Annotated in this window: 14 protein-coding genes; 7 read left to right on the top strand and 7 right to left on the bottom strand. The window is 37.8% G+C overall.

Annotated features, from left to right (window positions below):
• The first annotated feature begins 38 nt into the window (after positions 1-38).
• Together ABJQ32_04975 and ABJQ32_04980 are read left to right on the top strand one after the other, a co-directional pair.
• Positions 39-899, top strand: coding sequence for a nucleoside phosphorylase (locus tag ABJQ32_04975; protein ID MEP5288979.1), 861 nt, complete (start codon positions 39-41; stop codon positions 897-899).
• Positions 900-1,065: 166 nt separating this feature from the next.
• Positions 1,066-1,542: a hypothetical protein gene (locus ABJQ32_04980; GenBank protein ID MEP5288980.1), complete on the top strand. Its 477-nt coding sequence runs from the start codon at positions 1,066-1,068 to the stop codon at positions 1,540-1,542.
• An 8-nt stretch (positions 1,543-1,550) separates the two neighbouring features.
• Here the strand turns inward: ABJQ32_04980 and ABJQ32_04985 are convergent, their stop codons facing one another.
• Genes ABJQ32_04985 through ABJQ32_04995 form a run of 3 tightly spaced genes read right to left on the bottom strand, consistent with a single transcriptional unit; the run spans position 1,551 to position 5,917 of the window.
• Positions 1,551-1,817 (bottom strand): hypothetical protein, encoded by a 267-nt coding sequence (locus ABJQ32_04985; protein ID MEP5288981.1) that lies wholly within the window; start codon positions 1,815-1,817, stop codon positions 1,551-1,553.
• Between the two features lie 23 nt (positions 1,818-1,840).
• The gene (locus ABJQ32_04990; GenBank protein MEP5288982.1) at positions 1,841-2,851 is read right to left on the bottom strand and encodes a hypothetical protein; all 1,011 of its coding nucleotides are present in this window, start codon (positions 2,849-2,851) and stop codon (positions 1,841-1,843) included.
• Between the two features lie 54 nt (positions 2,852-2,905).
• On the bottom strand, positions 2,906-5,917 hold the full coding sequence (locus ABJQ32_04995) for a DUF2723 domain-containing protein (protein MEP5288983.1): 3,012 nt from the start codon (positions 5,915-5,917) through the stop codon (positions 2,906-2,908).
• A gap of 127 nt (positions 5,918-6,044) precedes the next feature.
• On the opposite strand from ABJQ32_04995, the gene ABJQ32_05000 reads away from it, so the two are divergent.
• The 4 genes from ABJQ32_05000 to ABJQ32_05015 all read left to right on the top strand — a co-directional run bounded on the left by ABJQ32_05000 (position 6,045) and on the right by ABJQ32_05015 (position 9,724).
• Positions 6,045-6,878, top strand: coding sequence for a winged helix-turn-helix domain-containing protein (locus ABJQ32_05000; protein ID MEP5288984.1), 834 nt, complete (start codon positions 6,045-6,047; stop codon positions 6,876-6,878).
• 97 nt (positions 6,879-6,975) lie between these two features.
• Positions 6,976-8,016 carry a helix-turn-helix transcriptional regulator gene (locus ABJQ32_05005; protein MEP5288985.1) on the top strand — a complete coding sequence of 347 codons (1,041 nt, stop codon included), beginning with the start codon at positions 6,976-6,978 and terminating at the stop codon, positions 8,014-8,016.
• Between the two features lie 73 nt (positions 8,017-8,089).
• Positions 8,090-8,830 (top strand): hypothetical protein, encoded by a 741-nt coding sequence (locus tag ABJQ32_05010; GenBank protein MEP5288986.1) that lies wholly within the window; start codon positions 8,090-8,092, stop codon positions 8,828-8,830.
• A gap of 9 nt (positions 8,831-8,839) precedes the next feature.
• The gene (locus ABJQ32_05015) at positions 8,840-9,724 is read left to right on the top strand and encodes a tetratricopeptide repeat protein (protein ID MEP5288987.1); all 885 of its coding nucleotides are present in this window, start codon (positions 8,840-8,842) and stop codon (positions 9,722-9,724) included.
• A gap of 46 nt (positions 9,725-9,770) precedes the next feature.
• Here the strand turns inward: ABJQ32_05015 and ABJQ32_05020 are convergent, their stop codons facing one another.
• Genes ABJQ32_05020 through ABJQ32_05035 form a run of 4 tightly spaced genes read right to left on the bottom strand, consistent with a single transcriptional unit; the run spans position 9,771 to position 12,797 of the window.
• A complete protein-coding gene (locus ABJQ32_05020; protein ID MEP5288988.1) occupies positions 9,771-10,568 on the bottom strand; it encodes a queuosine precursor transporter in 798 nt (265 codons plus the stop codon).
• A complete protein-coding gene (locus ABJQ32_05025; GenBank protein ID MEP5288989.1) occupies positions 10,558-11,481 on the bottom strand; it encodes a ribonuclease Z in 924 nt (307 codons plus the stop codon). Before ABJQ32_05025 ends, ABJQ32_05020 begins: the two co-directional genes overlap by 11 nt.
• A 2-nt stretch (positions 11,482-11,483) precedes the next feature.
• Positions 11,484-11,849, bottom strand: a complete 366-nt coding sequence (locus ABJQ32_05030) for an STAS domain-containing protein (protein ID MEP5288990.1) — start codon at positions 11,847-11,849, stop codon at positions 11,484-11,486.
• Between the two features lie 9 nt (positions 11,850-11,858).
• Positions 11,859-12,797: a phosphoribosylaminoimidazolesuccinocarboxamide synthase gene (locus ABJQ32_05035; GenBank protein MEP5288991.1), complete on the bottom strand. Its 939-nt coding sequence runs from the start codon at positions 12,795-12,797 to the stop codon at positions 11,859-11,861.
• A 45-nt stretch (positions 12,798-12,842) separates the two neighbouring features.
• Here ABJQ32_05035 and ABJQ32_05040 point away from each other — a divergent pair, with 45 nt between their 5' ends.
• A complete protein-coding gene (locus ABJQ32_05040) occupies positions 12,843-13,664 on the top strand; it encodes an alpha/beta hydrolase (protein MEP5288992.1) in 822 nt (273 codons plus the stop codon).
• The last annotated feature ends 65 nt before the right edge of the window (positions 13,665-13,729 follow it).

Here is a 13,729-nt window from a genome sequence, read left to right on the forward strand (position 1 = left end):
TTACCTTTAAGAAGCTTTAGTAATTTGACTATCACCTTATGCCTCATACTTATTCTGAGACTGACTTAATTCTTAACCCGGATGGGAGCGTATATCATTTAAGTCTTCGACCAAAAGATGTATCGGATAAGATTATCGTAGTGGGTGATCCGGGAAGAGTGCATAGAGTTTCTCGTCACTTTGATTCGGTTGAATTTGAAATGAACAAGCGTGAGTTCATTACTCATACTGGAAAATACAAAGGAAAACGCCTCACTGTCATCAGCTCAGGGATGGGTACAGACAATGTGGAAATCCTTATGACCGAGTTGGATGCTTTGTTCAATATTGATCTGGTGCAAAGGGAACCCAAAGCACGTAGAAAAAAGCTTCAGATTATCCGTATAGGGACATCTGGCACCATTAGAGATGATATAAAGATAGGAAGCCATCTTGCTACGGAATATGCCATTGGGCTTGATACCATTATTCAATTCTATGAGTATAAACATCGAGGTATCGAAAAGCAGATCATCAAGAAGCTTCGTGAAGAACTTGACTTACATTATACGCCTTATTGTTTCAAAGGGTCTACTACCCTTTTCGAAAAGTTCAAAGATTGTACAATCGCAGGGAATACAGTGACTTGTCCTGGATTCTACGCCCCTCAGGGAAGAGAAATACGTATGCCCATTCGATACAAAGACATCATTGAAAAGATGCAATATTTTCATGAAGAAGGTATCTGGTTAACAAACTTAGAAATGGAAACCGCGGGGTACTACGCTTTTGGTAAACTCCTAGGACATGAGATGTTGAGTTTAAATGCAATCATGGCCAACCGTATCAAAGGACAGTTTGTTAAAGATCCCAACAAGGTCATAGACGGACTCATTCAGAAAGTTCTGGATCGAATCTAGCTTCTTTTATACGTTTTAGATCTTTTCTATTAAAGAATACTTATTCTTAGAACTACTCACAGCATTCGTCCCTTTAGTCGATTTTCGCTCTATTTTCATCTACTTTATTATCATTTGCTAAAAAAATCAGCGATATTTATTCTATATCATCAATCTGCTGAATCTTATGATGCCTTTTTTTAAGAATTTTGCAATAATCTTGTTTTTGTTCGCTTGCCCTTTTTCATCCAATTCTCAAGAGTTTATCTCCGAGGATGAAATAACCATTAATATATTAAAGTGGTACTACGATCAATATCCAAATGGGGAAACCATTTCATGGAGTAGTAGTAGTGTAAATAACGTGGATGTACTAAAAGTTAAGTTCAATTATAATGAAAACGAATATACCGCAACGTATAGTTTGAAAGGCAAACGCCTATCGGAGACAGTTAAAATCGAGAATATCCCTATCACTGTGACCAACTACTTGTATGATAATTATGCCAAGTTTAAAATCAAGTCTTTCTTAAAAAGAATAGACTTTAAAGCCAATGAAACTTCTTATGAGGTGGAAATTAAATCAAAAGAAGCTGGTCTTGAACGAATTGTTTTCGATACAAACTTTCAAAGAGAGACAAATCAGGTTTTAACATCTAACTAGAATAACTACTACTTGAATATAGTTTTGAAAGCACGTCGTATCTCTACCGCTGCTTCGTTTAAATGCATCTTTGCTTGTTCCCATTTCTCCCCAGATTGAGTATTCTGATCTTTGAAGTCTTTCTCAATCTTTTCCTTACGTAGTTTCAATTTCTTGATTCTTTCCTCCATCTCATCCGTCACCTTATTTCCTGTCCTTTTCGTCTCTGCGATAAGACCATCTATTTTCTTTCCTAGCTCTGCTAGTATATCCTCTACTTTTCGTTTCTCGCTCATAGATTATTAATTAGAACAGAAATTTAATCGTTTTTTCCATACCACCTAGCAATCACCTCTTCCGCAGGTTTATTCTGTGGAGTCCACTCTGTTCCGCGCCAATTTCCATACTTTTCACTGAAGTGCCACTTCCATAAAAAGCCTCCTGCAAACCACTGCTCATCGCTTAGGGCCTGGTATGTAGCTTCATATGAATCTGCTTGAATTTGATGATTGGAATTACTTTCTGATTTATCAACCTCCCAATGTTTTCCCGCTGCTCCATTGGCGCTTTGAAAACCGTATTCCGTAAAAAGAATAGGTTTATTCCATTTCTTAGAAAATGATGACAGTTGATATTTTACTGGTTGCCATCCTAGTCTGATTTCTTCAACAGAGGGATTATCGCCTTCAGCCAAAGGAAAGTACGCATCTATGCCTATATAGTCCACTTCGCCCCACCAGGTAATATTCTCATAATTGTCCCAATTAGATGCATATGTAATTTTGCCTGAATATATTTCTTTAGCCTCTTTTATCAGCCCCCTCCAAAAATCTGGTCTTTCTTTCGCGGGAGTTCGATACTCCGTACCAATACATAGAATTTCAACATTCATTGAATCCGCAACTTTCGCATAGTTCAAAATGTATGCTGAGAAATCCTGTTCCCATCTTTCCCAATCGTCTTCGCTACTCAATGTATAATCCCCTGTCCAGCCTTCTCCCATCACCCACACATGAGGCTTAAGCATCACCTTTAAATCATGTGATTTTGCATACTCGATCAGTTTGCACGATCCATCCGTTTGTTCCCCCCACCACTGTCGTGAATGATCAAAAGTAACGCTGGGCTGTCCAGAGCGCGAGAAACCGTATGGAATAACAGCAACCCAACCTGCATTAATGCGCTTTACCTCTCCCATTTTATCTTGTGTTATCTCTCTTGGTGGGTTAACAAGGCTTACACCATTGATTAACCCTTCTTTTTCTGATGGCATCATCACCATTGCCAAACAGCCACAAATCAGAAGTATAGATAAAAGAAGTATGCGCATAAGGAAAGATACTACAGGATCGCAAAATCGGTTTAATTTTTCTTGAATACAAGATCAATTGCTCAACTTGCTTACCAGTTTCTGATACTTCTGTATCAGATTGGTATCCCTTAGCAAGGGAGCAGACTCTTGTAAGACAAGTAAGTCGTTTCTGGAAATGGCCTCAGCACTGGCTAACTGTAGACTCAATCGATCGTAATAATATAAAAAAACACGGTTGATAAGTTCTTCTGATTCTTTTTCTCTTTTCAATAATAAAAAGACATGCCCCAACTGAACGTCTGCATATGAAGGTTTCAAATGCTCAAAATATAGTTTTTGATAGGCAAAATTCGCAAGCTCTTCTGCTCTCCTCCTATTGTCTTGCTCAAGATAGCTTCTGATTAATTGATTAAAGGCAAACTTGATCGGAGCGATCATCCGTGCCTCATAATCTTCTTGATTAAAATAAATATCTTCATTCGCGAGATTAGAATAGTCAGCATTCTTCACTAAGTTTTCGTAAGATTTCTCCAGATTCATTTGAGTTCCTTCCGAGCTGGAACGATGAGGTGTCCATTTATAGATCATGCCCTCCTGACTCAAGTAAGGTTGTATGTCTATATTAATACTATTCATCGAAGTATAGTTGAAATAAATAGGCCTATCCCATCCATTCGAATACAGCAGATCTAAGATTGCTAGCTCGTTTTTAGCTAGATAGTTCGCTTTCACGCTAAAATCAATGGGCCCTTTGGATGTGGTGAGACTAATCTGCTTTGAAGGCAAAAAATGATAATAATCTCCTGAGGCATTCTTAACTTTTAATTGAGGATTGTCAGCTTTCAAGGCGTCCATATACTTACCCCACGATATTGGTGAATTCATTACTTCGCGAATGTAAAGTGGTTCGTATGGACCGTATTGGTTTTCGTTGTACTTGAGAGTCAGGTTAAATGGTGGCGAATCATAGTATGCTCTACTCAGTTGATTAATGTACCAATCCGCATTGAAATAGCTTAAGACCATAACGCGTACATCTGTACGAAAATCCTCCACTTCTTGCAAGTACCAAAGTGGAAAGGTATCATTATCCGCTCCTGTAAATAACACCGCTCCTTCATCACAGCTGTTCAATACATTTCTTGCATGGTCAATTTGAAATGTTCTATTGGATCGATTATGATCATCCAAATTCTGATAAAACATCCAAGCTGGTACGCAAAAAGCAATGAACGCTGACAAGTAAACTACTTTCTTATTTTTGACAATGTGAGACAGACTCATAATGCCAAGCCCTATCCAAATACTAAAAGCCACGTACGATCCCACATAGATATAGTCCCTCTCTCGTGGCTCATTAGGTGTGCCATTTAAGTACATGACCAAAAGAACACCAGTAATCAGGAAGAATGACAATTGAGTCATAAACCCGTTTCGATCCTTCTTTGACTGGATGATGAAGCCTAGCAATCCCAATAAGATCGGTATCATAAAGTATTGATTATTGGCTCTATTATAATCAATCGCTGATCTATTCGCCAACCCTTTCCAGGGAGTCAACCACTCTGCATGTTGCACATCACTTGACCGCCCGGCAAAATTCCACATCATGTACCTACCATACATATGCCCCAGCTGATATTTCCACATAAAAGTGAGATTATCTCCAAAACGTGGCTTCTCACCTACTGACAAATTGGTCCATTTGCGATAGGTTTCCATATGATTGTGGTCATTACTGTATATCCTGGGAAGGATAGTCATTCGATCATCTTGATAATGATATGTTGAAATTTCTCCAACTTCCTCGTATCGTCCCTCATTGACGATATAGGATTTTGCTTTTGGTGAGACTTCATCTATTTGCGCATCAAAATAGGGCCCATATAGCAAAGGGCGGCTAGGATATGACTCCCTATTCATATAAGGTTTAATCTTAGCTAAGTTACTCGGGCTGAATTCATTGATTGGAGGATGCTGTGCGGATCGAACAAAGAGCATGATATAAGGAGTAAATCCTGCAATCACAAGCATAGCAGATGTTACGACAATTCTTGATACAGGAAACTTATTCCAGACTATAAAGGTGATTGACGCCACCAGCAAAGCCAGGAGAAATAATCCCGAATAAAAAGGGAAGTACCAATTGTTTACCAGCAATAGATCTAGTCTAAAAATCCACTCAAAAAGATCTACAGCGACAACTTTGCTGATTATTAGAATAGAGGCTACCCCTAAACCAAATGAGATAGCAATAGATTTCCAATTGAAACTCATATTGCCTCGCCAGATTAAAAAACAAACGGGCAACACAAGAATACACATGGGGTGCACACAATAAGATAAACCTGTGAGATAAGAGAGAAGTTTTATCCTTTTTTGCTGATCTGTTTCACTGAGTTTGCTTCCCTCTTTAGAAAGCCATATGAGTAACATCATACAGAAGATCGATGGACCATAGGTTTCCGCCTCTACTGCTGAAAACCAAAATGAATCTGAGAAAGCTAAGCACAATGCACCTCCAAAGCTCCCAGCAAATAACACCCTTTGATTTTTAAACAGTTTGCCACCCAAATACCAGCTGATTAAAAAAGTGAATCCGACTGCTCCAGCGGAGAAAAAAGCGGACATGAGATTAACATACCAGGCAACTCGAGTGACATCACCTAAAGCCAACATGGAAAACAACCTACCCATCAGCAAAGTCAGTGGGGTTCCTGGGGTGTGTGGTACTTGTAATTTGTAAGCCGCGGCTATCATCTCAGAGCAATCCCATAGAGAAGCTGTAGGCTCCAAAGTCAGCAAATAGGTAATGAAAGATGTAAAAAAAACTATTAGCAATCCAGCGTTCTGTAATGGTTCTTTTTTAAAATACGCAGGCCATTCGTCCATTGATCGAATACTCACCATTCCAAATACAGGAAGCAGGATACCCGTCATAAGCACGATCGACCCAACTCCTAAAGTGAGCATACCAAAACCGTGAGGTTCAGGATCAAGAGCCATCATAAGTAGCGCTACGAGTTGTAGTGCAAACCCAATTATGAAATAAATTCCTTTCCGATTGATTGCATTGATTTTCATCAAACAATCATATGTATTAGACCGACAGATGATGGTTAAACAGTATGAAGAAGTGTTAAATCCATGTTAAAATGATTGATAACCTTTCATTCTTTACGTACCAGAGTTATTTTTAAAATAAAATCCATTGAAAAAGCGACTATTATTCGGGTGTATTATTCTCAGTTTATTAGTGTGTGCTCAGATATATTGGTTTTCAAAAGCATATCACGCGAATGCTTCTGAGTTTGACCACACGGTATCCGTAGCACTCTACAATGTAGCTGATACCATGTCAGAGCAGGCTAGTGTCGAGAAAGTCTCGTCTAATTACTTTTATGTGACTACTAATAGTTCATTTTCTAGCAAGACGATTGACACCTTAATCCAAAAGGAATTTTCTGCTCGAAATCTATCTCTTGACTATGAGATAGGGGTGTATAATGCCAAAGATGATTCGTTAGTTCACGGTAAATATGTAAAAGCAGACCTTCCTGCACAGATCAAAAACGATTATCAAGAATCAGATGAAGTCATTAAAAATTTCGCCGTGTTGTTCCCAACTCGGAAAAGTTTCTTGGTGAGTCAAATGGATGTTTGGGTTCTGGTTACACTCGTACTTGTTCTTATCTTTTCATCTTATTTTCCATCTTTTTTCTCTTCAAAAAATAGTACTCAAATTCGATTAGGTAAAACTTGTCTGGACTTTCATAATCAACAGTTAAAAGTGAACGACCTCTCCTATCGACTTACTTATAAGGAAAATAAAATTCTCCAGTTGTTTTTTGAGAATCCTAATGAGGTAATTGAACGAGAAGTTTTTTTGGAGCGTGTATGGCAAAGAGATGGCTTTTTTACAGCTCGAAGTATGGACGTCTTCATATCAAAAATCAGAAAATATCTAAGCAATGACCAATCTATCAAGATTGAGAATCTTCGATCTATAGGATATCGTCTGCATGTATCACGTCGAAAAAAGTAGAATACATTGGGTATTAAATTCTACCGTACTGGGAACACAAATACCCATTAAGTAAGTACATCCGTGGTTCCTGTTGTTATTATCTTAAATTCCTGACATGGAACCATCACTGAATACCTGGACCATTATCTTCTTGATAGCTGCTACACAAGGCGTATTTCTCAGTGTCATGCTATTCTTTAGGAAGTCAGGTGCAAACAAGATACTGGGTGGATTAATCTTGGGATTTAGTCTTTGCCTTCTATTCTATGTTGCTTACTGGACCGGGTATTTCAGATTACTCCCCTGGCGCGTCTCGGCTATTCAAGGTCTAACTTTTATGTTTGGGCCACTCGCTTATTTCTATTTACGTTCGGATCGAAAAAAGCTTTTCTTTAATTACTGGCACTTTCTCCCTTTTGTTTTATACACAGTATACTTTGCCTCAGATGTACCACCTCGAATTATTCCAAGGCACTTCTTAGCAATAATTCAAGTTTCTCATCTTTTGATCTATTCAAGCATACTCTTTTATTGGCTCTCTCGAAACAAAGGGTATAGCAATGGTGCATTGAAGAGATATACATGGCAAAACAAAGTAGCGTGGGCATTCATGAGCTATTCTCTTAGTTTTCTACTTTATTATGTACTCGTCTGGACTGGACTTTTAAAGGTCGAGTATGATTATGTGATTTCTTTAGCATCCTCTTTCTTCATTTACTTTATTGGGTACCATGGCTTTCAAAAACAAGAAGTATTAAAAATGAATGAGGGTAGAAACTATGACAAGTCCTCCCTAAGTCCATCTGCAAGTCATTCTATTATGAAAAAACTGAAAGCATTGATGGAAGACGAAAAGCCCTACTTAAAAAACTCTCTTAGATTAAATGACATTGCAGATCAACTGCAGATACTTCCACACCATATATCTCAGGTCATTAATGAAATAGAGGAAAAAAACTTTTCAGACTATATAAACAAGTACAGGATTGAAGAGGCAAAAAAACTCCTAATTGAATCTAACTATAAAGTCCTTCATGTGGCATTCGATTCAGGCTTCAATAATAAAGCTTCCTTCAATAATGCTTTCAAGAAAACAACCGGTGTAACCCCAAGTAAGTACCGTGAATCCTCTATGGAGCATTACTCAAATGAGTAAAATATTATAAGAGTAGACCTTTTACTTATTTGATGTGGGTAGTTTGGATATCAGAAACAAAATATTCATTCTGATGATCCCAAGATTAACTATAGCTATTTTTTCGTTTCAAATGCTTTGCCTTGCATTTACGCAACAAACTGATAGATCCATTCTCACTGAGAGAAATTTGGTTGATGGATCTTTTATAAAAGATTACACTAACAAGTGGAAGGTGACCTATGTAGCTAATGATGGCAAAGAAACACCAAACAAAGTATGGACTGATTACGGACAAATTATTGAGCTCAATGGAAAGATATATTTTCATCGAATTCAAGACTTGTATGATCCAAAAATGAATCTTCAGGAAACCTGGATCAATATGGTTGAATATCCTTCTTTGAGGCCAGTAAGCTTTTCCAGAACTACTCCAACCGGCCAATTCACATTCATCCAATTTGATGGGAATAAGGTTAATAGCATATCGAACTTTCAATCAGAAAGTTTAACCCCTTCTGGCACAAATGTCGAGTTAGTTGAAAGTGCATATGATTGGAATCTATATGGAATGCTACTAGTGGCACTTCCTTTTGAAGAAGGTCTTACTTCTAAACTCCCCTTTTATTCAACTCAAACAGGAGCTCTGGATTGGTTAATCACGACTGTAGAGGGTCAGGAAAGTCTAGTACTATCAAATGAGGAGATTGTAACAACCTGGAAGTTATCAACTAATCAAAACCTTACTTTTTGGCTCACAAAATCAGCTCCCTATGTACATCGATTGGAACTTGAATTACAAAACAATGCAAAGCTCATCTGGGAAACTCTATAAAATTTGATCATGAAAAAGAATATAATACTACTTGTTTATCTTCTATCCACTCAAGTCTTTGGGCAGAATTTAATTCAAAATGCAAACAAGAAGTTTGGAAATCAGGAATGGGAAAGTGCTGCAAAGGACTACACCGAACACTTGAAAAAGAATGGTACAGACTCATCAGCCTGGTATAGCCTGGCCTTTTGTCAAATGAAGATGAGAGAGTATGATAAGTCGATTGAGAATTTTCAAAAAGCAAAAGAAACCAACTTTAATCCCGTTTTTGTTGATTTCAATTTATCTAAAGCATATGCTTTGAAAGGAGATACCCAAGACATGTACTCAGCGCTGGAAAGTGCTGCTCAAAATGGTCTCCCCACTTATACTCGTCTAATTTCCGATAAGGAGTTTGAGCAATATCAAGATTCAGACAGGTTTCAGAAAATTTTAAAAAAGGTGGAGTTAAATGCATACCCGTGTTTAAGTAATTCAAATTTTCGGCACTTCGATTTCTGGATAGGAGAATGGGATGTGTACGCTAATGGAAGAAAAGCAGGTGTTAATTCTATCACCAAAGCAAAAGGAGGTTGTGCTATTCATGAAAATTATACAACCGCCGGAAACTACTCAGGACAGAGCATCAACTTCTACAGTCCGGTGGATAAGAAATGGCACCAACATTGGGTAGGTAGTTCTGGAGATGTATACAACTATATTGAAACAAAGCGTGAAGAAGGACTTTTACAATTTGTAAGTGAATTTATGGGTCCGCAGGGAAGCATAACACTTTCTAGATTGACATTCACATTAAATGAGGATGGTACGGTTCGTCAATTATTTGAGAGTTCATCAGACGATGGTAAAACATGGACTCCTGCTTTTGACGGTTTATATAAAAGAAAAAACTAGGACATAAAGTAGAGTGTAGCTCCTTCTCAATTAAACTGAGTTGGGGCTATTTTACTTTTGCTACAAATCCGCTCTTACTCGCCTCATCTTTCATCCGATCTGCTTCTTCTTTACCGAGATATTTATCGATAAGAAAATGACCTAAATAGATAACAGGAGTTAAAGCAATAGCAATCATAAATTTATAGATGTAGTTGAGTAAGCCCACTGAAAAAACCTGAGATAACTCCCATCTACTACCTGCTGGTGCTAAAATATAGAAGGCAATTGCAAGCACTACGAAACTATCAATCAACTGAGATATGAGCGTAGAGCCTGTAGCCCTCAACCATATCATTTTCTCTCCTGTGATTTTTCTAAGTCGCTGAAAAACTATTACATCTAGTATTTGTCCAATTAAAAAAGCGATGATTGACCCAACAATAATACCCAGTCCCTGTGTGTAGATTTTGTTAAAAGCAAAATCCATATTAAAAGGATTTCCCTCCGGGTCCGTACTATTGACATCCAACCAGAAAGGTGCAGGGCTCAACTTTGTCACCAACCATATCATGATAAAAGCATATGTGATACAGCCCACAGCTAAAAAACTAATCTTTCTTACGCCAGATTTTCCGAAATATTCATTGATAATATCAGTGGTAATAAAAACCACAGGCCATATCATAACCCCAGCTGTAAGATTAAAATCTAGTATGTACCCGAAAATATCAAGATTTGCCGGCTCCAATCTTAACGTTTGTTCGAGTGAGAATATCTTCACTCCGATCAACTCCGCAAGGATGGCGTTGGTGAGAAAGATTACCGCTAGAATAATGAATAAATTTTGGCGTTTATTTCCCATCTACAAAGAATTTTGTTCCTTCAATAGCCAATTCTGAGTTTGAAAAAACATCTCTTGCTTCTTCTAATATTATATCTAGTTCTTTATATCTAGCAGAAAAATGACCTAGAATAAGTTTGCCGACTTTGGCTTCCTTCGCAAAGGTGGCTGCCTGCTCTGCAGTGGTATGATATGTTTGTTCTGCACGGTCTTTCATATCATTAGCAAAGGTTGACTCATGATATAGAAGATCAACTCCTTCTACTATTTCCCTTAGCTCTGGCTTGTACTTAGAATCAGAGCAGTAAGCATAACTGAAACTTGGATTTGGATCAAGTGTAAGAACCTTATTTTCATACTTAACTGTACCATTCTCGTTCAAAACATCTTCACCTTCTTTTAACCGAGCTATCTGTAGATGTGAAAGCTCCATGTCCGGCAATAGTTTCCTATTGATTCTACGCTTCTTTGGTTTTTCCTTAAACAGGTATCCTGAACATGGTACCCTATGATTCATTGGAATCGTTGTTACCGTATACTTAAGATGATCATAGATTACTTCCGATACATGTGGTGTGAATTCAATGAAACGTATATGAAAATTCAGCGCTGTTTCTGAATATCTTAATTGTAATTGAATAATCTCCTTTAGTCCGGGAGGTCCGACAAGTATCAACTCCTTCTGCCTTCCAAACAGGTGCATCGTTGACAATAGGCCAATCAATCCAAAGTAGTGATCTCCATGCATATGAGAAATGAAGATATGATCAATCCTGGAGAGTCGAACCTTATGCTTTTTCATAAGCAATTGAGTTCCTTCTCCACAATCGATTAAGAAATGTTGGTCCTGAAGCTTAAATAATTGCGCAGTATGATGCCTGCGGTGAGCAAATGCAGCAGAATTCGATCCTAGTATCAGTAATTCAAGGCTCAAGCTTATTCGCCCTGTCCTTTTTGAATCTCTGTCATCAATACATAATCAGCAGCTTCTTCTTGTCCAGCAACAATTGTCATCACCTTATCCAACTGGCTGATTGATACTAATTTCATTACATGATCAGTCACATTATATAGAACAAATGCACCCTGTTCAGTAAAAGACCTATTACCTACTAATAAGGCACTCAATCCGCTAGAATCTACATATTTAACCTTAGCCATATCAACAATAAGGCTTTTCACGCCATCTTGTGCAAGATTCATAAACTCAGACTTTAGCTCAGGGGCTATTGTGCTGTCTACTTTTTCTTGATTTATCTGTGCGATTGAATAATTCTCGTATTTATCAACTGTAAATTCCATAATTCTTCTTTATTCTACGATTTGGGATATAGCCTCTTTAATTCGCGCTAATTTATCTGAGTATTCGTCCTTAACAAACTTTTCACCAGAGATGTTCTCATAAAGTTCAATATATCGATCTGATATCATCTTTATTCTATCGTTCGACATCTCAGGGATTTGCTGTCCATCCTTTCCTTGAAAATCTTCAGATATTAACCACTGTCTCACAAATTCTTTTGAAAGTTGCTTTTGAGGCTCATTTTTATCTTGCAACTCCTGATATGGCTCTGAATAAAAATATCGAGATGAATCTGGTGTATGAACCTCATCTATGAGATAGATTTCTCCATCAAATTTTCCAAACTCATATTTAGTGTCAACCAAGATCAATCCTCTCTCTTCAGCTATTTCAGTGCCTCGCACAAACAACTTCTGTGTGTATTCTTCGAGTTGCAAATAGTCATGTTCGGAAACAATTTCTTGATTTAATATTTCTTCTCTTGAAATATCTTCATCGTGACCTTTATCTGCTTTAGTAGTAGGCGTAATGATAGGTGAAGGGAACTGTTCATTTTCCTTCATTTCTTCAGGCAGGGGCATGCCACACAACATTCGCTTTCCGTCTCTGTACTCTCTCCATGCGTGACCAGTTAGATACCCTCTAATCACCATCTCCACCTTGAAAGGCTGGCATCTCTTTCCAAAAGTCACGTTCGGGTGTGGAGAACTCTCTACCCAATTAGGAATGATATCTTTTGTAGCTTCCAAAAATTTCTCCGCAAGCTGATTTAACACCTGCCCTTTGAATGGAATAGGCTTAGGTAATACCACGTCAAATGCGGATATTCGATCGGTAGCTATCATTGCTAGCTTATCGCCAAATTCATATACTTCACGAACCTTTCCGGTATACTTTCCGGTTTGTCCATTAAATTGAAAATCTGTTGAGATGATGCCTTCTGACATAGGAGGCAAATATAACTTTATACCTATTGAACAGTTGTTGACTGAATGAAAAAAGTAATCATACTTCTACTTATTTTAAATTCTTGTGAATTCCGGATGGATGATGAAGATGCTCAAGAAGAGCTAGAAACAACTGCTACTCGTATTGAGTTTGGGGATTTACTAGTAGAGGAACGAAATATTCATTTCGCATTTACTGAACAAGGAAAAGAATTGCTCATCACCTTTGTCCATGGATCTCCAGGTTCCTGGAATGCTTTTATTGACTTTTTTAAAGCGGATAGTTTGCTTAACAACGCAGATATTCTATCAGTTGACAGAGCCGGATTTGGGGATTCTGATTATGGAAATGCTGAATCTTCTCTTAAGAAACAGGCTTTTCAAATCAATGAAGTAATCAAAAAATTTCCTCAAAAGCGCATATTGCTAATCGGTCATTCCTTGGGAGGTCCGGTAGTTGCTAGAATGGCCATGGATTACCCTCAAGCTTATAATGGAATCATTTTAGTAGCACCCTCTATTGACCCTGAAATGGAAAAGAAAGAATGGTATAGAAAAGTTATTGATACAAAATTTGGTGCTTTGCTGACACCTAAAGAGTTTGAAGTGAGCAACGACGAAATAATTACATTAAAAGAAGAATTGGAACTGATGATTCCACTTTGGGATCAAATAAAAATACCAACGATTGTCATTCAGGGGACTGATGATTCGTTGGTACCTAAAGAAAATGCAGATTTTGCGAAACGAATGCTTCCAGATTCATTGCTAGAAGTAAACTTACTTGAAGGTGTCAACCATTTCATACCTTGGAGTCATCCTCAAGAGATAATAAAAGCCATCTACACACTAGCAGATGACAGATAATATCCATCCATAGCTAGACACTAAGTGTCTGTTTCATAAATATTTCGCATTTTTCCCTACTGCCT

Origin of the sequence: Marinobacter alexandrii (assembly GCA_039984955.1) — a bacterium.
Lineage (GTDB): Bacteria > Bacteroidota > Bacteroidia > Cytophagales > Cyclobacteriaceae > Ekhidna.